The sequence below is a fragment of the Dechloromonas sp. ZY10 genome, from assembly GCF_041378895.1.
Lineage (GTDB): Bacteria > Pseudomonadota > Gammaproteobacteria > Burkholderiales > Rhodocyclaceae > Azonexus > Azonexus aquae.
The window spans coordinates 12,084-32,742 of record NZ_CP144212.1; the positions used below are offsets into that span (position 1 = coordinate 12,084).

The 20,659-nt window shown below is 62.6% G+C and carries 21 protein-coding genes and 1 riboswitch; of the genes, 10 read left to right on the forward strand and 11 right to left on the reverse strand.

Annotation, left to right across the window (positions count from 1 at the left end; translation table 11 throughout):
* Positions 1-15 precede the first annotated feature (15 nt).
* Positions 16-86: riboswitch (S-adenosyl-L-homocysteine riboswitch) on the reverse strand.
* 327 nt (positions 87-413) lie between these two features.
* From VX159_RS00050 to VX159_RS00075, 6 genes are all read right to left on the reverse strand, one after another.
* The gene (locus tag VX159_RS00050) at positions 414-1,262 is read right to left on the reverse strand and encodes a nuclease-related domain-containing protein (protein WP_371323957.1); all 849 of its coding nucleotides are present in this window, start codon (positions 1,260-1,262) and stop codon (positions 414-416) included.
* Positions 1,263-1,418: 156 nt separating this feature from the next.
* On the reverse strand, positions 1,419-2,411 hold the full coding sequence (locus VX159_RS00055; protein ID WP_371323958.1) for an ATP-binding protein: 993 nt from the start codon (positions 2,409-2,411) through the stop codon (positions 1,419-1,421).
* 77 nt (positions 2,412-2,488) lie between these two features.
* Entirely contained in the window at positions 2,489-2,905 is a 417-nt protein-coding gene (locus tag VX159_RS00060; RefSeq protein WP_371323959.1) for a hypothetical protein, read from the reverse strand.
* Positions 2,906-3,002: 97 nt separating this feature from the next.
* On the reverse strand, positions 3,003-3,242 hold the full coding sequence (locus VX159_RS00065) for a hypothetical protein (RefSeq protein ID WP_371323960.1): 240 nt from the start codon (positions 3,240-3,242) through the stop codon (positions 3,003-3,005).
* A gap of 570 nt (positions 3,243-3,812) precedes the next feature.
* The gene (locus tag VX159_RS00070) at positions 3,813-4,988 is read right to left on the reverse strand and encodes an MBL fold metallo-hydrolase (RefSeq protein WP_371323961.1); all 1,176 of its coding nucleotides are present in this window, start codon (positions 4,986-4,988) and stop codon (positions 3,813-3,815) included.
* A complete protein-coding gene (locus tag VX159_RS00075; protein WP_371323962.1) occupies positions 4,969-5,349 on the reverse strand; it encodes a hypothetical protein in 381 nt (126 codons plus the stop codon). Before VX159_RS00075 ends, VX159_RS00070 begins: the two co-directional genes overlap by 20 nt.
* Before the next feature lie 230 nt (positions 5,350-5,579).
* Between VX159_RS00075 and VX159_RS00080 the strand changes: the two genes are divergently transcribed.
* Positions 5,580-6,020, forward strand: a complete 441-nt coding sequence (locus tag VX159_RS00080) for a winged helix-turn-helix transcriptional regulator (RefSeq protein WP_371323963.1) — start codon at positions 5,580-5,582, stop codon at positions 6,018-6,020.
* Positions 6,021-6,137: 117 nt separating this feature from the next.
* Here the strand turns inward: VX159_RS00080 and VX159_RS00085 are convergent, their stop codons facing one another.
* Entirely contained in the window at positions 6,138-8,165 is a 2,028-nt protein-coding gene (locus VX159_RS00085; protein ID WP_371323964.1) for a cache domain-containing protein, read from the reverse strand.
* Entirely contained in the window at positions 8,144-9,502 is a 1,359-nt protein-coding gene (locus VX159_RS00090; protein WP_371323965.1) for a sigma-54-dependent transcriptional regulator, read from the reverse strand. The genes VX159_RS00085 and VX159_RS00090 overlap by 22 nt, the downstream gene beginning before the upstream one ends.
* A 137-nt stretch (positions 9,503-9,639) precedes the next feature.
* Here VX159_RS00090 and VX159_RS00095 point away from each other — a divergent pair, with 137 nt between their 5' ends.
* The 3 genes from VX159_RS00095 to VX159_RS00105 all read left to right on the forward strand — a co-directional run bounded on the left by VX159_RS00095 (position 9,640) and on the right by VX159_RS00105 (position 11,970).
* A complete protein-coding gene (locus VX159_RS00095; protein ID WP_371323966.1) occupies positions 9,640-9,993 on the forward strand; it encodes a DsrE/DsrF/TusD sulfur relay family protein in 354 nt (117 codons plus the stop codon).
* Between the two features lie 69 nt (positions 9,994-10,062).
* A complete protein-coding gene (locus VX159_RS00100; RefSeq protein ID WP_371323967.1) occupies positions 10,063-11,373 on the forward strand; it encodes a DEAD/DEAH box helicase in 1,311 nt (436 codons plus the stop codon).
* Between the two features lie 9 nt (positions 11,374-11,382).
* On the forward strand, positions 11,383-11,970 hold the full coding sequence (locus VX159_RS00105; protein ID WP_371323968.1) for a lysophospholipid acyltransferase family protein: 588 nt from the start codon (positions 11,383-11,385) through the stop codon (positions 11,968-11,970).
* 81 nt (positions 11,971-12,051) lie between these two features.
* Here the strand turns inward: VX159_RS00105 and VX159_RS00110 are convergent, their stop codons facing one another.
* Positions 12,052-12,642 carry a riboflavin synthase gene (locus tag VX159_RS00110; RefSeq protein ID WP_371323969.1) on the reverse strand — a complete coding sequence of 197 codons (591 nt, stop codon included), beginning with the start codon at positions 12,640-12,642 and terminating at the stop codon, positions 12,052-12,054.
* A gap of 161 nt (positions 12,643-12,803) precedes the next feature.
* On the opposite strand from VX159_RS00110, the gene VX159_RS00115 reads away from it, so the two are divergent.
* The gene (locus VX159_RS00115; RefSeq protein ID WP_371323970.1) at positions 12,804-15,080 is read left to right on the forward strand and encodes an NADP-dependent malic enzyme; all 2,277 of its coding nucleotides are present in this window, start codon (positions 12,804-12,806) and stop codon (positions 15,078-15,080) included.
* A gap of 142 nt (positions 15,081-15,222) precedes the next feature.
* Here VX159_RS00115 and VX159_RS00120 read toward each other — a convergent pair whose 3' ends face one another.
* Complete coding sequence (locus VX159_RS00120; RefSeq protein ID WP_371323971.1) at positions 15,223-15,825, reverse strand: SCO family protein; 603 nt, start codon at positions 15,823-15,825, stop codon at positions 15,223-15,225.
* 6 nt (positions 15,826-15,831) lie between these two features.
* Complete coding sequence (gene mpl, locus VX159_RS00125; RefSeq protein ID WP_371323972.1) at positions 15,832-17,178, reverse strand: UDP-N-acetylmuramate:L-alanyl-gamma-D-glutamyl-meso-diaminopimelate ligase; 1,347 nt, start codon at positions 17,176-17,178, stop codon at positions 15,832-15,834.
* Positions 17,179-17,367: 189 nt separating this feature from the next.
* Here mpl and VX159_RS00130 point away from each other — a divergent pair, with 189 nt between their 5' ends.
* The 5 genes from VX159_RS00130 (at position 17,368) to accC (ending at position 20,658) form a co-directional block, all read left to right on the forward strand.
* Positions 17,368-17,976, forward strand: a complete 609-nt coding sequence (locus VX159_RS00130; protein ID WP_371323973.1) for a hypothetical protein — start codon at positions 17,368-17,370, stop codon at positions 17,974-17,976.
* A 94-nt stretch (positions 17,977-18,070) separates the two neighbouring features.
* Positions 18,071-18,562, forward strand: coding sequence for a type II 3-dehydroquinate dehydratase (gene aroQ, locus VX159_RS00135; protein ID WP_371323974.1), 492 nt, complete (start codon positions 18,071-18,073; stop codon positions 18,560-18,562).
* A gap of 51 nt (positions 18,563-18,613) precedes the next feature.
* Positions 18,614-19,069, forward strand: coding sequence for an acetyl-CoA carboxylase biotin carboxyl carrier protein (gene accB, locus VX159_RS00140; RefSeq protein ID WP_371323975.1), 456 nt, complete (start codon positions 18,614-18,616; stop codon positions 19,067-19,069).
* Positions 19,070-19,178: 109 nt separating this feature from the next.
* The gene (locus VX159_RS00145) at positions 19,179-19,307 is read left to right on the forward strand and encodes a hypothetical protein (protein WP_371323976.1); all 129 of its coding nucleotides are present in this window, start codon (positions 19,179-19,181) and stop codon (positions 19,305-19,307) included.
* A complete protein-coding gene (gene accC, locus VX159_RS00150; protein WP_371323977.1) occupies positions 19,300-20,658 on the forward strand; it encodes an acetyl-CoA carboxylase biotin carboxylase subunit in 1,359 nt (452 codons plus the stop codon). Before VX159_RS00145 ends, accC begins: the two co-directional genes overlap by 8 nt.
* Position 20,659: the final 1 nt, after the last annotated feature.

Consider the following 20,659-nt stretch of genomic DNA (forward strand, 5'->3'; position numbering starts at 1 on the left):
GGCCAATGAAAACAGGGTTTGCGAGCGCCGTTGATCGTTGCCGAGCCTGGCCTGAATCAAGTCAGGTCGCAGCGCTCCTCGGCAGAGGCGCGCAGTTTACCGCCTTGGCCCCTTGCTTGCCAAGCTTCAACTGTTTGTTTTTGCGTGAAAGTTGCGGGTTGACCGTGATTTTTGGCCTGGCTGCGGAATCTCGATGGGGTTGGCCATGGCGGCTGATTTCAGCTGTGCCGGCGCTATCCAGGTATTGAGGCAGGGACCAGTCGACCAATGTGCGAGCTTTAGGAGTGTGACCGGACAGGCGTACTTCAGAGTCTGCCGGTCAATCTATGTAACGTTGGAGTTCAGCGGATGGCAAAAGCGCAGCTTTTCGCGCAGGTCCGGTGGAATGATGGGTTCGGCGTCTCATAGCTGGACTATTGAACAGATGCAGGCCGCTCACGACGAGGCTTGGGTCTTTCGTTGAAATCGTGATCCTTCCTTATTGCTTGGAGAACGCGTTCAACGGCTTGGGTATCTAAGTTGATTGAAGAACGGGAAAATAGCCGGTCAAGGTCAAGAGCGTCGATAGTCGCCACGGCATCAACAGTGATGTTTTTCAGATCACCGAGGCGCGAGGAGTCGTGCGAAAGGACGACCGCCCGATGAACACGACTGACATTGACTCGCTTGGCGAGAAAGGATTGAAGCAAATCTGCGGAGTCGTTGAGTTGCTTGCTGGGGCCGCGTCCGCGTTTGTCAGCGAGAGGCTTGTTTGTCTCGACGAGATTTCCGTACCGGTCGTATTTGTCGCTCCACCAGCGATCTCCGTCACAATGGACGACTCCGTTGATGAACTTGATTTCGATAGCAAAGACTCCTCGCGGGCCAAGAAGCACCTGATCGATTTCGCCTTTCGCATTTCGATACCCAGATACCAATATCCATTCATCTGACAACCGGGAGAGGTAAGCGGCAACCTTTCTTTCGCCCTCGTTGCCACTAGCCCAGACTATCTCTTCTCTGTCGGCTCCACGCTGAACGGGAGCGCGAGGTTTGCCCGATAGATGAGCAATGCCAAGTTGGAAGACGGAAGCCAATGTCGAAAATATCTCTCTGTTGCGCCAAGCTGCCGCAACAGCTTTTCGATGCGATTCGAGATCTGCCTCACGTGCATTCAACGCACTTCGATATGCCTCGGAGGCAGCGATGTATTCTGCTTCTCGCTTAGCAGCAGCGGCAGATGCTTTGTCGGCCGTGTGGTCGGATAGTGTAAGAGTCCTCATGATTCTCGCAAAAGTTGTGGGGGATGAAGCATGTAAGACGCCGAACGTTGAGGTAACCTGCAACCGCGCGGGGCGGCCTGTTCGAAGAGCGCCCCGCTTTCGGTTGTCAGGTTGACCGTAATGTTAGGGAGCGTTTTGTTCATAGCGATGCGGGAGTTACCAAAGAATAGGGTCAACAAGCCTGGATCCCTTTGATGCGCTTGGCCTTGCACCAGGAATTTGTTTGGCCAGCAACTCCCCTTCATTGACAATGTTCTGAAGAAGGTTTGGAAAATACTCTGCGTCATTAGTATTTGCCCGGAGTTTTACAACGGTGCCTCTTGATGGAGTTGCGAGCCAGCTATCGGCCTCCTGGGTTCTATGAAGCATCGCGCCATTGCTAAGAATGGAGAAGCTACCTAGACGCTTTCCAACTTCCGACACTACATAGAGACCAAATCCCGAGTTCTGCCACTTATCGTCATTAACCGGGTCCGTTATTCGGGAGATTCCTGGCATCAAGGCCATTCGTAAGGCGGACCTGGAACTAGTTACGTTGTGCGCTTGGGACAAAGTGTACGGTATGCCGACACCCTCGTCCGCAATAGTGATTTCAGCTAGCCCCGTATTCCATCGCTGAGCCATTACAAAACACTCGCGCGCCTGTGAATGCTCAAACACATTACGAATTATTTCTCGAAGACAGAAAGTGAGCATGTCTGCTCTTGAAAAATCCGCCTCTCTTGGATAAAGGACGGTTGTTAATCGTGCGGAGTGCCGCGTGATTTGTTCCTGAATCACAACCCCGTCTTCGCGAAAGTCCTCGTGTCCTATGCGGGTTATTGGAAGGTAGCTTCTGCTTCCTGGCGCGACACCGATTGGATTTCCTTGGTCTACCCCAATGAACTGGAAGAATCCGAAATGCATTAGATAGGAACAGGCACTTCTTGGCGTCTGATGCCCATTTACATGGGTACCGAGATTGAGGTGTGCTCGTTGCCTCACCATGTCCCGTGCGCCGAGAGCGAGAATTAACGCTCCCGCAGGATAGACAAAGCGCAAGGTGGAGAAATTGAGAACAAGCTCCGGCTCCTCTCTGGCGCGCCAGAACTCGTTTATGTATCTAGCAGCCTGCTCGTCGTCTAGCTGAGCAGGACAATAAATTTGCATTGGCCAAGTCTCCCTAACGTTGAAAATCACCGGACGCAGGCAAGCGCAGCTTGCCGGAGGTCCGGTGGATTGTGATGTTAGGCATTGGTTTCTGCCTCATTTTCGGTTGGGTACACCGACAGACATAGAGAAATGCCGGCCTGACCTGACAACGACAACAACGCAGGTGGAAATGTGAATGAGGACCAACCAGGCGGATATATTTCAGCCCCGAAATCAAGAACCAACCACTCAACACCAGGGAACAAACTCAGGCGTTTTAGGTTTTCAAGGTTGCTTTGAAGGAACGAAATTACATCTTCGATTTGCTGCGGCAATTCAGAGAGGCTGGCTTCGCTGGCCACAATTCGAATGCCCGAGGATTCATTGATTTGTTCGTTTGTAGTGCTATTCGGGAAGCGCCTCTCACCCTTGCGCCACATTGAATCAATGAGAAGCGGGACGCTAGCGATGAAGCCGTCCGCATTGAAATTTGTGCCACCGGCTCGGAGCATGCAACTCATAGATGCCTAACGTGCAAGGTAAGGGGCGGCCCGCTTGCGGGACGTCCCAGCGGCCGAAGGCCGCGCCTTGACCGGAATGTTAGGTTTTTTATTCATTCGGATTGCACACAACTATATCGGGCCACTCTTTTTTCCAAGCATCACTTTCGTCTTGCATGTGTAAATGCCCATAGCTCTCTCCCATTCGGTCCATTTCATCAGCAGCTGCCATGAGGAATTGAGCAACAGCACGAACCGTTTTGGAGTCTGCGGAGAGCGAGATCTCATTTAGCTCAAGCAATCCGTACTCGTTGAGCGGTTCACCCGTTGGGTATGCGTATGCCTTCATGGAAAGAACCTAACGTAAAGTCGATGGCGGAATCGCCAAACATTCTGGAATGCCGCCATCCATGCTCGATAGGGTGTCCGCTTGAAAGCCGCAGCCTGTGCTGCGTTGGACTGGGGAGGACATATTATTTCCGGGAATGGATGGCGGTGAAACATGGCGCGGAGCCGGGATACGCGGCGCGAGCACCATGTATCCCGGCTTTGCGCCGTTTACGCTGGCGAATAGGGTGCCTCCAAAGGTTCTTGTCATAAGTAAAACACGATATGCTGTGTTTATATACAGTCAATTTTCGTTGGCAGGTACGGCATGAAAATAAGCCAATCCTCGACCTTGCTTGGGCGCGTTCGGGAAGCGATTCGCTATAAACACTACAGCATAAGGACTGAACGTTTTTATGTCGAGTGGCTGAAATAATTGGAAGCACAGACCACGATTGATTTTGAGGGCCGTCGATCAGGCCCTTTCTACGGTCCACCGCGCCATTCGGGCCATTTTCAGCGCGATCAGGCCCAACTGTTGCCGGCCGCCGCCCGCCCCTACGGGCAAGGTGGCGGCCGGGCAAGCCTGCTTTCACCGTCCGCGCCGGGTTTCTCCCTGCGGCAGCAGCACAAAGCGGGTTGCCGAAACGCCGTGCTGGGTGCGGGCTAGCGCTAGGTCGGTGGCCGCTTGGTGTACCGGCTCCGAGGTGAGCGGGAAGCTGCCCCAGTGAATGCCGAAGCTCCACGGCTGGCCGAGGTCACGATGCATATGCACGGCGTCGTCGGGGTTGACGTGTTGCTGGACCATGAACCAGCGCGGTTCGTAAGCACCGATGGGTAGCGCGGCGACGTCGAAGGGGCCGTAACGGCGGGCGATTTCCTTGAGTTGGGCGGCGTAGGCCGGGCTGTAGCCGGTGTCGCCGGCAAAGAACAGGCTGAAGCCGGGGGCGGTGGCTGGCTGGTGGCTCGCCGCCGCTGGCGAAGCGGGGGCGGCGTGGGGCATGGCCGGCGATTTGGCCGCTGTCCTTGTCGTCATGCGCCGGATCACCCAGCCGCCCCATAGCGTGGCCAAGGTGTCGGTCAGCGCCCGTTTGCTCCAGTGCTGGGCCGGGACGAAGGCGAATTGCGTCTCGCCGCTATGCCAGCTGCCCCACCAGTCGAGCGCCTTGACCCGCGTTGCCGGAATGCCTTGCTCGGCAAACCAGCGTTCGACGCCGAGCGGCACCAGGTAAATCGGTTGGCCGGCTTGCTCCAGCGCGGCGATGCTGGCGCGGTCGAGGTGGTCGTAGTGGTTGTGCGAGATCAGCACATAGTCGATGGCCGGCAATTCGGCGATGCTCAGTGCTGGCGGTAGCAGGCGCTTGGGGCCGAGCCAGGGGAGCGGTGAGGCGCGTTCGGAAAAGATCGGGTCGGTGAGGATGTTGAGGCCGCCGGTTTGTACCAGCAGGGTCGCGTGGCCGAGCCAGGTGACGCTGTCCTCGCTACGGTTGGCGTGCAGGAAATCGCGGTCCGGTTCGGCGCGCGGCACCTGCGACAGATCGTGTACCACGTCCGGGCCAAGCCAGCGTTCGAGATTCCAGCGGATCAGGTCGCTGAGCGGCGGCAGGGAAAACTCGGCGCTGGCATTGCGGAAGCCGGTCGGGGTGTGGTGCGCCAGTCCGGCATCGTAGTGCGGGTTGAGGCTGCTGCAGCCGGCGAGCAGGCCGGTGATCAGGGCGAGTCCGGCGGGCAGCGGGCGCCTCAGGCAATCAGGCAGCTTGGTCGGCATCTTGCGGTTTCCAGAGCAGGCAAAACAGGGCAATCCAGACGGCGTTGAACATCGGGAAGGCGGAATGCGACCAGCTGACGTTGCCGGTGAGGGTGTGGAACAGGCCGGCACTGAGGTCGATCAACTGGATGTAGCCCATCAGGCGGATCCACAGCAGGTGTCGGGCCGGATCGCGGCTGATCAGCCACAGGCCGGCACCATAAACCAGAAAGCGGGCAGCGAGCATCGCGAACGGATAGGCCAGATCGGGCGGCAGCGGGCTGTGGCCCATGCGGGCGAGGAAGGCGGCGGGGGCGAAGGCATAAGCCAGACCGAGCACAATCTGGATCACGGCGACCAGGCGGAGGAAGAAGCGGAACATCGAAAACCTCGGTGAGTGGATGGAATGCGCGGCACTATAGGCGCTATACTTCACTTTATGAAGTAGTTACCAAAAGTGAAGTTTGAAGTGAAATTTAAAGGCCGGTCTGGGCGGCATGGGGCCGGCCGCCGGGCAACCAGCAGGGGCAGCCGTGCCTGCGCCCGGTAGCTCGGACCATGGCGACGCCGGCCGCAGATGACCCCGGACCGACCGATCAGGAGAAATAGCGCATGCACACCGAGCCACTGACGCCGGAACTGGAAACTGAATCAAGGCCGGAACTGGCACCGGAACTGAATACCGCGATTGCCGGTGAGTGCCCCGGCGCTTGTCCGGTACGGCGTACTGCTGAGTTGATCGAGGGCAAATGGACGACGCTGATCATCCGCGACCTGATCGGCGGCAAAAAGCGCTATTCCGAATTGCAGCGCAGCCTGAGCGGAATCAGCCCGCGCCTGCTCGCCGACCGCCTGCGCCTGCTGGAACAGCGCGGGTTGGTGACGCGCACGCAATATCCGACCGTGCCGCCGACCACCGAGTACGCGCTGACTGCGCTCGGGCTGGAATTGCTCGACGTGATTGCGGCGATGGCCAAGTTTGGCCTGCGTCTGGCCGAGCAGGAGGCGGCCGCCGCCAGCAGCGGTGAGGCAAAGGAACCGTCACCGGTTTGAGCCTTGCTGCCCGCCACGGGGGCGTATTCCAGAGCTTGGTCGCTACTGGCGGGGTCGGGTGGGCCGGTTGCTCGGCGCTGACCGGGTTGCCACGGTCAACCCGGAAAAACGGCCAATTTACTCAATCGGCTCGCAGCGCAGCCAGACGGTGAAACAGGCGCCCTGGCCGGGCGGGCTGGCGGCGGTGAGGCGGCCGCCGTAGCGTTCGATCAGGGTTTTGCTGACCCACAGGCCAAGGCCGTTGCCGCCGGGCTTTTTGGCGGTGAAGAAGGGCTGGAACAGGCGTTCGAGGTCCTTGGCCGGGATGCCGGAACCGCTGTCGCTGACCGACAGACGCAGGCCGACCGGCATGTCGGCTTCGTCCCAGTCCTCGGCGGCGAGCTTGAGCAGGCCGCCGCTCGGCATCGCTTCGATGGCATTGACCAGCAGGTTGATGATCACCTGCTGCACCTCGCTCTTGTTGCACAGAATCTGGCGGCTGCTGTCGAGTTGCTGCTCGATGGCGATGTGGCCCTTCTTGAGCAGGTGGCGGACCAACAGCAGGCTGTCCTGCACCAGTTGCGGCGCGTTGACCGGCTCCAGATAGCCGGCGTAGTCGTGCGGGCGGGCAAATTGCAGCAGCTTGGTGACGATCAGCCGGATGCGGTGCACCTGTTCGTGGATCAGCTTGATCTCCGGCTCGACCGGCTCGGCCTGCGGCCCGAGCAGCGCGCGCAGGACTTCGAGGTTGCCCTGGATCACCGCAATCGGGTTGTTGATTTCGTGGGCGACGCCGGCAGTGAGCTGGCCGATGGCGGCGAGTTTTTCGTTCTTGACCAGTTGCGATTGCGCCGCCTTGAGATTGGTCACCGCCTGTTCCAGTTCGGCGGTGCGTTCGGCGACCTTGCCGTCGAGCGAGTCGCCCCAGCGCTTCAGCGAATCGGTCTGTGCCTGCAACTGGTCGAGCAGGCGGTCGAAATGGGCGGCGACGATGCCCAGTTCGTCGGCGCTGCCGACCGCGCCGACGCGGGCATGCGCGTCGCCGCGCTCGATCGCGTGCATCGCCGCGTGCATCCGCTCGACCGGGCGGAAGACCCGCCGCGCCCACAGTGCGGCCAGGGTGCCGGCAACCAGCATGACCAGCCCGAAGAGCAGCGCAATGCCGGCAAACACCTGGCGCCGGGCGCCGCTGAACGGGCCTTCGAGAAAGCCGACGTAGAGCATGCCAATCCGTTCGCCAGCGCCGCTGACCAGCGGTTCGTAGGCCGAGACATACCAGTCGCTGACGACGAAAGCGCGGTCCAGCCAGGTCTTGCCATCGCCGAGCACGGCGCCATGCACGGCGTTGGAAACGCGGGTGCCGATGGCGCGGTCGCCGGCAAACAGGCGGACATTGGTGGCCACCCGCACATCGCCGAGGAACAGCGTGGCGGTGCCGGCGCTGCCGAAAGGCAAGGCACCTTCGGGGTAGACGATGGCGTTGAGGCGGTCGATGAAATCGAGGTTCTTGTTGAGCAGCACACCGCCTTCAAGCACCCCGACGATCTTGCCGGCCGCGTCGCGGACCGGCGCGGCGGCATGGATCACCAGCCCCCGGTTTTCGCTGGCGCGATTGTCGGGGCGGGCGTTGGCGGTGGCGATCAAGGGCGTTTGCGCGCGCTGCGCGAGCTCCGGCGAGAGCGCCGCGAGTTCTTCCGGCGAAAAAACCTCGCTGCTGGTCAGCGGGCTGCCGGCAAGGGCCGAGGCAATCGCCGGTCGCTGCGGTTTTTCGCGATTTTCACGGTCGACCGTGACAAAGTGCAAAAAATCGAGCCGCTGCTCGCCGCGAATCGACAGCAACAGGTCGTTGATTGCCCGGTCGCGCGCGGCCGGGCTCAGGCGCAGGCTGCGCGCCAGGCGTTCGGATTCGGCCAGCGCTGCCAGCGAGCGGCCGGTTCCATCGCTGACCCGCTCGAAATAGCCGTGCGCCACCGCCAGGTCGGAACGCACCTTGGTCACCAGCAAGCGGTCGAAATAGTCGCCGCCCCACCAGCCGAGCACCGCGACCAGCAAAGGCAGCACGACACCGAGCGGCAACAGCGCCAGCAACAGCAGCCGGGTGCGCAGCGAACGGCGGGCCGACGGCTGGGTGTCGGCCGACGGCGTCAGATGCCCCAGGCCTGGCATTTGCGGTCCATGGTCTTGCGTGAAATGCCCAGCCGCCGGCTGGCTTCCGATTTATTGCCGTCGCAGGCGGCGAGCACGGCGAGAATATGGCGCTTTTCGACCGCCTCCAGGGTTTCGTCGAGCGAAGCGACGCTTGCCGGGACGCCGATTTCCGGCTCCGGGCCGATGTCGAACCAGCCGAGGATCAGCGAACGTTCGACCAGATTGCGCAATTCGCGGACATTGCCCGGCCAGTCGTAGTCGTCCATCCGCGCCAGGGTGCGGCCATCCAGGACCAGCGGCGGCATGCCCAGGCTGGGTGCCAGTTGGGCCATGAAATGGGCGACCAGCGGCGCAATGTCTGCCGGCCGCTCGCGCAGCGGCGGCAAGGTCACTTCCAGCACCTGCAGCCGGTAATACAGATCCTGGCGGAAGCGTTGTGCCGCGACCTCGGCCTTGAGGTCGCGGTTGCTGGCGGCGATCACCCGCACATCGACCTCGACCTCCTGCTCCGAGCCGACCGGGCGGATGCGCCGTTCTTCGAGGGCGCGCAATAGCTTGGCTTGCGCCGCAGCCGGCATTTCCGAGACTTCGTCGAGGAAGAGCGTGCCACCGCGCGCGTAGTAGAAAAGACCTTCGCGGCTTTGCTGGGCGCCGGTGTAGGCGCCTTTGACGTGGCCGAACAGCTCGGATTCGAGCAGTTCGCCGGCAATCGCCGCGCAATTCACCGGCACGAACGGCCCGCTGCGCCCGCTCATGCGGTGCACCGCCCGCGCCGCGACTTCCTTGCCGGTGCCCGATTCGCCGGTCAGCAGCACGGTCGCCGGGGTCGGCGCGATGCGTTTCAGGCGGTCGCAGACCTTGAGCATCGCCTCCGACTGGCCGATGATGCCCTGCACGTCCGAGGCGTGGCTGCTGACCTCCCGGCGCAGCACGAAGTTTTCGCTGGCCAGTTGCGCGCGCTCGAAACAACGCTGGATCGCGTTCAGGGCCAGCGCCAGCGAAAAAGGCTTGAGCAGAAAATCGGCAGCGCCGGCGCGCAGCGCGCCAATCGCGGTATCGAGGTCGGCGTAGGCGGTCATCAGGATCACGTCGCCGGCGTAGCCGTCGGCACGCAACTCGTGCAGCCAGTCGATTCCCGAGCAGCCGGGCAGCGCGATGTCGAGCACGATCAGGTCGTAACGCCGGCGTTCGAGCAGCGGTCGCGCGGCTTCAACGCTGCCGGCGCAATCGACCGCCGCGCAGCGCGGGCTCAGCGCCCGCTGCAAAAAGCTCTGCATCCCGGGCTCGTCGTCGACGATCAATACCGAATTCTGCTGCCAGGACGCCTCGCGCCCGCTGCCGGTGTTATCTGCCATCTGTCTTCTGCGGTGTGCTGTCGTTTATCGGCGAATTGTCGCATGTTCGCTGCCAGCGGCGCGGTGGCGACGCTGCGCTGCGGTTTACGCTAAGGTGGCCGTTTCGGGCCGCCGGCCTGTTTTTATGGAGATCGCCCATGCAGAACATCCTGATCATCATCCACGCCGGCCCCTACGGCAGCGAGCGTTGCCTTTCCGGCCTGCGTCTGGCAACCGCGCTGATCGGCCATGAAGCGGCACCGCAGCTGCGCATTTTCCTGATGTCGGACGCCACCGTGCTCGCCCTGCCCAACCAGATCGACGGCGCGAGCAACGGCCTGCAGGGGATGGTCGAAACCCTGGTCGGCCACGGCGTCGATATCCGTGCCTGCCGCACCTGTGCGCTGGCGCGTGGCCTCGGCGAACTGCCGCTGATCCCCGGCGTGGTGATCGGCACGCTGGCGGAACTGGCGCAGGCGACGCTGGACGCCGACAAGGTGGTGACTTTCTGAGTTTTTCACGGTCGACCGGCTAAAATCGCGGTTTTTCGCCGCATCCTGCGGCGCTTGATGGGTTTTCCGATGACTTTTGCCGAACTCGGCCTCACCGCGCCGCTGCTGCAGACTCTGGCCGAACGCGGCTACGACACCCCGACGCCGATCCAGGAAAAGGCGATCCCGGTCATTCTCGCCGGCCGCGACCTGATCGCCGCCGCCGAAACCGGCACCGGCAAGACCGCCGCCTTCGCCCTGCCCTTGCTGCAAATCCTTGCCCAGGGCGAGCCGGCGCCGGTCGCCGCAACCCAGGTGCGGGCGGTGGTTCTGGTGCCGACCCGCGAACTCGCCGAACAGGTGCTGGCCAGCCTGCAGGCTTACAGCGCCGGCCTCGGTCTGAGCAGCTACGCGGCTTACGGCGGGGTCAGCCTCAATCCGCAGCAAAGCCGGCTGGCGCAGGGCGTCGATGTGCTGGTGGCGACGCCGGGGCGGCTGGTCGACCTGTTCACCAAGGGGGCGGTGCGCTTTCGCGAATTGCGCCTGCTGGTCCTCGACGAAGCCGACCGCATGCTCGATCTCGGCTTTGCCGAAGAATTGTCGATCCTGTTCTCGGCCTTTCCGCGCCAGCGCCAGACTCTGCTCTTTTCGGCAACCTTCCCCGACGCGGTGCGCGGCCTCACCCGCAGTCGCCTGCGCGACCCGCGCAGCGTCGAAGCCGGCCCGCGCAACGCCGCCGCCCGCACCGTCGAACAGGCGCTGATCCCGGTCGACCGGGCGCGCAAGCGCGAATTGCTGCTGGCGCTTTACCAGCGGCGCGGCTGGCAGCAGTTGCTGGTCTTCGCCAAGACCAAGAAAGGCTGCGACGAACTCGCCGCCGCGCTGGCCGCCGCTGGCATCGCCGCCGACTGCATCCATGCCGACCGGCCGCAGGCCGCGCGCAGCAAGGCGCTGGCCGGGTTCAAGGCAGGTTCGGTCAAGGTGCTGGTGGCGACCGACATCGCCGCGCGTGGCCTTGATATCGGCGGTCTGCCGCAAGTGCTCAATTTCGACCTGCCCTTGCAGGCCGAGGATTACATCCACCGGATTGGCCGCACTGGCCGCGCCGGCCAGCCGGGCACCGCGATTTCGCTGGTCGCCGCCGATGAAATGCCGCAACTGTGCGCCATCGAAGCCCTGCTCAAGGCGCCGCTGCCGCGTATCGACGAGCCGGATTTCGCACCGCAAAGCGCCCTGCCCGGCGCCGCTGCGAGTGCTCCGGCGCCCGCCGCAGCGCCCACCAAAAGCAGTAGCGGCGGGCGCAACAAAGCACCCAGCCACTGGGAAGGCCTCGACGATTTTCCCGATGATTCCTCTGCCAAAACGTCGCGCCGCCGGGGCGGCCGGCGCGGGCGGGGCTAAGGAACCGGCATGCGCAAAACCACCATTTTCACCACGCCGCTGCTCAACAGCGTTTTGCACCATCTGGCCCGCGTCTGGCTGCGCCTGCTTGGCTGGCGCATCGTCGGCACGCCGCCGGACGTGCCGCGCTACGTGCTGATCGGCGCGCCGCACACCAGCAACTGGGATTTTTTCTACATGTTGCTGGTCTGCTTCAGCCTGCGCCTGCCGGTGTACTGGATGGGTAAGGACAGCCTCTTTCCGTGGCCAGTCGGCGGGCTGATGCGCTGGCTCGGCGGCATCCCGGTTGATCGCGCCAAGCCCGGCGGCCTGGTGCAGGACACCATCGACGCCTTCGCCCGCGAAGAACGCCTGATCGTGGTCATCCCGCCGGAAGGCACGCGCTCCCGCGTCCGCCAGTGGAAAACCGGCTTCTACCGCATCGCCAGCGGCGCCGGCGTCCCGATTGCCCTCGGCTACCTCGACTTCCGCAAAAAGGAAGCCGGGCTGGCGACCTTGTTCACCCCCAGCGGCGACCTCGACGCCGACATGGTCAAGATCCGCAGCTTCTACAGCGGCGTGGTCGGGCGCAACCCGGAGCTGTTTTCGGCGGATTGAGTCCGGAAGTCGAACAAAAAGCCCGTGGTTCACGGTCGACCGTGAACCACGGGCTTTTTCTCGTGCCGTGCCGGCAGCGGCTTACTTTTCGGCGCTGAGCAGGCGTTCGCAGTAGCGGGCGATCAGGTCGACTTCGAGATTGACCTGGGCGCCGGGCTGCAGGTACTGCAGGGTGGTGTTTTCCAGCGTGTGCGGGATCAGGTTGATGGTGAAGTCGGTGCCGTCGACGTCGTTGGTGGTCAGGCTGGTGCCGTTGACCGTGATCGAGCCCTTGCGCGCGATGTACTTGGCCAGGGCTTGCGGGGCGCGGATGGCGAGCAGGCGGTTGTCGCCGATCGGGTCGAAGCGCAGCACTTCGCCGACGCCGTCGACGTGGCCGGAAACCAGGTGGCCGCCGAGGCGGTCGGCGAGGCGCAGCGCCTTTTCCAGATTGACCGGGCCGGGGGCGGCGAGGCCGACGGTGCAGGACAGGGTTTCCGGCGAGACGTCGACCATGAAGCAATTGCCTTCCTTGGCGACGACGGTCAGGCAGACGCCGTTGTGGGCAATCGAGTCGCCGAGCGCGACGTCGTCGAGGCCCAGCGTGGCGGCATCGACGGTGAGGCGGAAACCGGCTTCGCGCGGGGTGATTTGGGTGATGCGGCCGACCGCCGCGATGATTCCGGAAAACATGGCTGCAACCTGTGGGGCAAAAAGAGAAACTCTAGCATGGGGCCGCCTTTCCCGGGCTTTGCCGGGGGGCGCTTGCAAAGATCGTAGTGTTTTTTGCTGCGTCCCCGGCTTTGGAGTAACCTACGGGGTTTTCCCTCATTGCCGAGATCCGAGGAGTTTTCGTGGAAAAGGATTTGCGCGAAGCCGCACTTGAATATCATCGCTGGCCCACCCCGGGCAAGATTTCCGTCCGCCCGACCAAGGGGCTGACCAACCAGCGCGACCTGGCGCTGGCCTATTCGCCGGGCGTGGCTGCGGCTTGTGATGCAATTGTCGAGGACGAAGCGACCGCTGCGCTGTACACCTCGCGCGCCAACCTGGTCGGCGTGGTCACCAACGGGACCGCCGTGCTCGGCCTGGGCAATATCGGCCCGCTCGCCGCCAAGCCGGTGATGGAAGGCAAGGGCTGCCTGTTCAAGAAATTCGCCGGGATCGACGTCTTCGATATCGAACTGGCCGAGAACGACCCGGACAAGCTGATCGACATGATCGCCGCGCTCGAACCGACGCTCGGCGGCATCAACCTGGAAGACATCAAGGCACCGGAGTGCTTCTACATCGAGCAGAAGCTGAAGGAACGGATGAACATCCCCGTCTTCCACGACGACCAGCACGGCACCGCGATCATCTCTGCGGCCGCGATGTTGAATGGCCTGAAGATCGTCGGCAAGAAGATCGACGAGATCAAGGTGGTCTGTTCCGGTGCCGGCGCCGCCGCGATCTCCTGTCTCAACTTGTGGTGCGATCTCGGCGTCAAGCGCGAGAACATCACCGTTTGTGATTCCAAGGGCGTGATCTATGTCGGCCGTCCCGGCGGCATGGACGAGACCAAGGCCCGCTACGCGCAGGAAACCGACCAGCGCACGCTGGCCGATGCGATGGTTGGCGCCGACGTTTTCCTCGGCCTGTCGACTGCAGGCGTGGTCAAGCAGGAAATGATCAAGACCATGGCTGCCAAGCCGATGATCTTCGCGCTGGCCAATCCGACCCCGGAAATCATGCCGGAACTGGTCAAGGAAGTCTGCCCCGAGGCGATCATCGCCACCGGCCGTTCCGACTACCCGAACCAGGTCAACAACGTCCTCTGCTTCCCCTTCATCTTCCGTGGCGCGCTCGATGTCGGTGCTACCCGCATCACCGAAGAAATGAAGATGGCCTCGGTGCGCGCGATTGCCGAACTGGCCGAAGCCGAAGTCACCGACGAAGTGGCGATGGCCTACCCCGGCCATGACCTCAACTTCGGTCCGGAATACCTGATTCCCAAGCCTTTCGACCCGCGCCTGATCGTCAAGATCGCACCGGCGGTGGCTCAGGCCGCGATTGATTCGGGGGTTGCCACCCGCCCGATTACCGATTGGGACGCCTACCGCGCCAAGCTCTCCGAGTTTGTTTATCACACCGGCGTTGGCATGCGCGCAATCTTCCAGGCTGCGCGTCAGGCCAAGGGCAAGCGCATCATCTTCGCCGAAGGCGAGGAAGAGCGCGTGCTGCGCGCCGCACAGGTGGTGATCGAGGAAAAATTCGCGCGTCCGATCCTGATCGGTCGCCCGGAAGTGATCGCCCACCGCCTCGAAAAGGCCAAGCTGCGGATCAAGCCGGGCGTCGATTTCGACGTCGTCAATCCCGAATCCGACGAACGCTATCGCGAGTGCTGGACCGCCTATCACAAGCTGATGGCGCGCCGTGGCGTGACGCCGGCGATTGCCAAGGAGGCCCTGCGCAAGAAGCCGACCGTGATCGGTGCGATGCTGCTCAAGCTCGGCTACGCCGACGGCCTGATCTGCGGCATGAGCGGCCAGTACAGCCACCATCTGGGCGTGGTCAGCCAGATCATCGGCAAGCGCCCGGGCGTGAATACCCTGGCGGCGATGAACTACCTGATGCTGCCCGGCCGTTCGTTGTTCATTTGCGATACGCACGTGAACGAGAACCCGAATGCCGAAGAAATCGCGGAAATGACGCTGATGGCGGCCGAGCAGGTCAAGCGCTTCGGCAGCCAGCCGAAGGTGGCGCTGCTGTCGCACTCCAATTTCGGCTCCGGCAGTTCCGAGTCCTCGCGCAAGATGAGCGCTGCTGCGCAGCTGGTGGCCGCCCGTGCCAGCGGCGAACTGGAAGTCGATGGCGAAATGCACGGCGACTCCGCGCTGTCCGAAGTCATCCGTCAGGAAGCCAACCCGGATTCGCCGCTCAAGGGCGAAGCTAACCTGCTGGTGATGCCGAATATCGACGCCGCCAACATCAGCTACAACCTGCTCAAGATGACCGGCGGCGAAGGCGTGACCATCGGCCCGATCCTGCTCGGTGCCGCCCGTCCGGTGCATGTGCTGACCTCGACCGCCACCGTGCGCCGCCTGGTCAACATGACCGCGCTGGCCGTGGTCGAGTCGATGGAGCGCTGATCGCGTTCCCGGTCTTTCAAGGCCAGAAGCCGGCTCCGCAATGGGCCGGCTTTTTTATACCCGGCGCTTGCCGGGGGCGGACGAACGGTGGTGGATCGGGCGGATTTTCACGGTCGACCGTGAATTTGTGAAAAATCCGTAATCAGGGATTTTCCTGCTGCAATTGCTGCAGATCGGCGACGATATCGGCTATTTTGGCGTTGTCGGCGATGAGAAGGCGGAGTTTTCCCCGTCGGTCGAAGACATAGGCGCCGCTGCTGTGGTCGAGGCTGTAGCCGATTCCGCCGCCGACCTCCTGGCGGATTGCGGTGACCCGGAACTGCCGGGCAACGGCGGCAATCGCCTCCGGGCTGCCGTGCAGGCCGAGCAAGCTGGCGTCAAACCAGCGCAGGTAGTCGGCCAGTCGGGCTGGGGTGTCGCGCTCGGGATCAAGCGTGATGAAAACCACTTGAACCTGGTCCGGCCCCAGGCCAGGCTGGCGCAGCAATTCAGTGTATTTGGCGAGGGCGGTCGGGCAGATGTCCGGGCAACTGGTGTAGCCGAAGAAGAAGATCACCAGCTTGCCGCGAAAATCGGCCAATTTCCACGGTCGACCGTGGAAATCGCGGATTTCTGCCGGCAACTCCCCGGAAATCCGGCTTTCCCCGAGGTCGGTGGCATGAAAGCGCGGGGCGCTTGGCCGACAGCCGCCGAGCAGGCCGCTGGCCCAGGCCATGCCACCCGCCAGCAGTAAACGTCTTTGCATGCGGGTCTAGCCGGCGAGCGCCACCAGCAGCTTCCCGTGGATGCCACCGAAGCCGCCGTTGCTCATCACCAGCACATGATCGCCGGGGCGGGCGGCGGCGGCGACGCGGGCGACCAGCTGGGCGAGGTCGGTGTCGACCTGCGCCCGCTCGCCCATCGGTGCCAGCGCTTCGTCGGCATCCCAGCCGAGATTGGCGCCGTAGCAGAAGGCAAGGTCCACGTCGGCCAGGCTGGCGGGCAGCTGGCTTTTCATCGTGCCCAGCTTCATGGTGTTCGAACGCGGTTCGAAGACGGCAAGAATGCGGGCGTTGCCGACTTTTCGCCGCAAACCGGCGACCGTTGTCGCAATTGCGGTCGGATGGTGGGCAAAATCGTCGTAAACCGTAATGCCGTTGGCCACCCCGCGTACCTCCATCCGCCGCTTGACGTTTTCAAAGCGGCTTAGGGCTTCCAGCCCCTTGTCGAACGGTACGCCGACATGGCGGGCGGCGAGCAGGGCGGCACAGGCGTTGGCGCGGTTATGGTCGCCGGTCAAGGTCCAGCGGCAACGGCCGATTTCGCCGTCGGCGCCGTGCAGGATCAGTTCGCCGCTGGCATCGTCGCCGCTGACCCGGTAGCCAGCCGGGTCATTGAAACGCTGTACCTCGCTCCAGCAACCGCGCTGCAGTACCCGTTCCAGGCTGGGTTCGGCGGCATTGCTGACGATCAGCCCGGATCCCGGGAGGGTGCGTACCAGGTGGTGGAATTGCGTCTCGATTGCTGCCAGATCGGCGAAGATGTCCGCGTGATCGAATTCAAGGTTGTTGAGGATCGCAGTTCGCGGGCGGTAATGGATGAACTTCGACCGCTTGTCGCAGAAGGCGGTGTCGTATTCATCGGCTTCGATCACGAAGAACGGGGTGTCGCCGAGTCGGGCCGAGACGCCGAAGTTGAGCGGCACGCCGCCGATCAGGAAGCCCGGGGCCATGTTCGCGTCTTCAAGGATCCAGGCCAGCATCGAGCTGGTGGTGGTCTTGCCGTGAGTGCCGGCAACCCCGAGCACCCAGCGCCCCTGCAGGACATGGTCGGCCAGCCACTGCGGCCCCGAGACATACGGGAGGCCCCGGTCGAGGAGGGCTTCAAGCAGCGGGTTGCCGCGCGAGATGGCGTTGCCGATGACAAACATGTCGGGCGCCAGTGCCAGCTGTTCGACGCCGTAGCCTTCGATCAACTCGATGCCCGCAGCGCGCAGCTGGTCGCTCATTGGTGGATAGACGTTGGCATCGCAGCCGGTAACCTTGTGTCCGGCGGCGACAGCGAGTTGCGCAATACCGCCCATGAAGGTGCCGCAAATCCCGAGAATATGTATATGCATGTTTCGATCCTGGCCGGCGGCAAGCACCGCCGTCCTGTCCGGAACTCGTCGCCGCCCGCTCGGCGGGAGCGGGATGCAAGCTCCGGGATGGTTGAAAAACTTCGTGCGGCGTGGGCACCTCGGCCTGTCATCCGGCTGCCGCACGCTTTCGCGTAGAATCGAAGAGGATTTTAACCCGAGCCTTTGATCATGCATCGCCCCGACCGCACCCGCGCCGACTTGCGCGCCAGCATCGCCAGCGCCGCTGCCCGTCTGATGGCCGAGGACGGCATCGTCGATTACCGGCAGGCAAAAAAGAAGGCCCTGCGCCAGCTGGGGCTGCCCGAGCATACCGCGTTGCCCGACAACGCCGAGGTCGAAGCCGAGTTGCGGGCCTGGCGCAGCCTGTATCAGGGCGAGGAGCATGCTGAATTGCTGTTCGAATTGCGCCAGACGGCACTCGATCTGCTCGAGTTCCTGGAACGTTTCCATCCCTACCTGACCGGCTCGGTGCTCGAAGGCACGGCCGGTGAGCATTCGCGTATCGACATCCTGCTATTTCCGGATAGCGCCAAGGAGGTTGAGATTTTTCTGCTCAACCACAACCTGAATTTTGCCCACGGTGAGCCGCGCGGCGAAAAGGTCGAAGCGGTGCTGATCCTGGAGACCGATACTGCCGACGCCAACCTGATTGTCCTGCCGCCGCAGCTGGAACGGGTTGCGCTCAAATATCGCGACGGGCGGCCGCGCGAGCGGGCTCGCGCCGAGGCGGTGCGCGACTTGCTCGAACACGGTGAGTTGCCGCGATCTGGCGAATAACTGGTTGCCAACATCCGGGTTTTTACCAGGCTTGGCAGGGGTAAGTACTTGTCTCGCTGGACAACTTGCTGCGAAATGCGGCAAACTTGCAGGGATGAAAGAGCAAGAAATCCCTGTCGGATCGGCGCAAAGTCGGCAAACCGGGCCGCAGATTCTGGTTTTGCACGGCCCCAACCTGAATCTGCTGGGCACGCGCGAACCCGCAACTTACGGCCACACCACCCTGGCCGACATCGACGCTGCCCTGCTGGCGCAAGCCAAGGCCGCCGGTGTCGAACTGGCATGCTTCCAGAGCAACCACGAAGGGGCTTTGGTCGAGCGCATTCATGCGGCGCGCTGCGAGGGCGTCAAGGCGATCATCATCAATCCCGCTGCCTACACCCATACCAGTGTCGCGATTCGCGATGCATTGGCCGGTGTCGCGATCCCCTTTGTCGAAGTGCATCTGTCGAACGTGCATGCGCGCGAACCTTTCCGCCATCACTCGTATTTTTCCGATCTCGCCATCGGCGTGATCTGCGGGCTCGGGCATCGCGGCTACCTGCTGGCGCTGGATTTCCTGCTCAACCGAATCAACAACGATTAAGCGGCATCAAGCCGTCTTTTGGCGTCTAACCGACGTGAAAGGGAAGAACTCATGGATTTGCGCAAACTCAAGAAACTGATCGACCTGGTCCAGGAATCCGGAATCTCCGAACTGGAAGTCACCGAGGGTGAGGAAAAGGTCCGTATCGCCAAGCATTACGGCGTTGCCGCCGCCGCGCCGGTGCAGCACTACGCGATGCCGGCGCCGATGCCGGTGGCCGGTAGTGGCGGGGTTTCCTCGGTCAACCTCGACGACGAGGACGACCTGCCGGAAGGGCATGTGGTCAAGGCGCCGATGGTCGGCACCTTCTACCGCGCTGCTTCGCCGGGCGCCGATGCTTTTGTGCAGATCGGCAGCACGGTGAAGAAGGGCGACACGCTGTGCATCATCGAAGCGATGAAGCTGCTGAACGAAATCGAAGCCGACGCCGACGGCGTGGTCAAGGCGATTCTGCTGGAAAACGGCGAGCCGGTCGAATACGGCGAGCCGTTGTTTGTTATCGGTTGATCGTAGCAAGATCGCTGCTTTTTCCCGCTGATTCGCGGTGAAAAACCGGCGGGTGGCAGGTTGACCGTGAAACATCGGCCGCTTGCCATCCTGCTGCTGGAGAAATCCCATGTTTGAAAAAATTCTGATCGCCAATCGCGGCGACCAGGCGCCGGCAGGCGCCGCAGCGGCGAAGCCAAATTGCGCTGCAGCCGCAGGCTGCCTGGGCGGTTTTGCCGCGGGAGAGACAAATGTTTGAGAAGATTCTGATCGCCAATCGCGGCGAAATCGCGCTGCGCATCCAGCGTGCCTGCCGTGAACTGGGTATCAAGACCGTGGTCGTGCACTCCGAGGCCGACCGCGATGCGAAGTACGTCAAGCTGGCCGACGAGTCGGTGTGTATCGGCCCGGCGCCGTCCGCGCAAAGCTATCTGAACATTCCGGCGATCATTTCCGCTGCCGAAGTGACCGATGCCCAGGCGATCCACCCCGGCTATGGCTTCCTCTCCGAGAATGCTGACTTTGCCGAGCGCGTTGAAACCTCGGGCTTCGTCTTCATCGGCCCGCGCGCCGAAACCATCCGCCTGATGGGTGACAAGGTTTCGGCCAAGGACGCAATGAAGGCAGCCGGCGTTCCCTGCGTCCCCGGTTCCGAAGGCGCCCTGCCCGACGATCCCAAGGAGATTATCGCCACTGCCCGCCAGATCGGCTATCCGGTGATCATCAAGGCTGCCGGTGGCGGTGGTGGTCGCGGTATGCGCGTGGTGCATACCGAGGCGGCCCTGGTCAACGCGGTGCAGATGACCCGGCAGGAAGCCCAGACGGCTTTCGGCAATCCGACCGTGTACATGGAAAAATTCCTGGAAAATCCGCGCCACGTCGAAATCCAGGTGCTGGCCGACCAGCACAAGAACGCGATCTACCTCGGTGAGCGTGATTGCTCGATGCAGCGCCGCCACCAGAAGGTGATCGAGGAAGCGCCAGCGCCGCATATCCCGGCCCGCCTGATCGCCCGCATCGGCGAGCGTTGCGCCGATGCCTGCCGCAAGATCGGGTATCGCGGTGCCGGTACCTTTGAATTCCTCTACGAAAACGGCGAGTTCTACTTCATCGAGATGAACACCCGGGTTCAGGTCGAGCACCCGGTGACCGAAGCGATCACCGGTGTCGACATCGTTCAGGAGCAGATCCGCGTTGCTTTTGGCGAAAAGCTGCGGCTCAAGCAGCGTGATGTCGAGTTTCGCGGGCATGCAATCGAATGCCGTATTAACGCCGAAGATCCCTTCACTTTCGTGCCTTCTCCAGGCAAGATCGAGTTTTATCACCCGCCCGGCGGCCCCGGGATTCGGGTCGACTCGCACATCTACCAGGGGTACAAGGTGCCGTCGCATTACGATTCGATGGTCGCCAAGGTCATCGCCTACGGCGATACCCGCGAGCAGGCAATCCGGCGGATGCGCATCGCGCTGTCCGAGATGTCCATTCAGGGGATCAAGACCAATATTGCGCTACACCAGGAGTTGATGCTCGACGCCCGTTTCGTTGAAGGCGGCACCAGCATCCATTATCTGGAGCACAAGCTGGCGGCCAAGAACGAAGTGAAGCAATAAG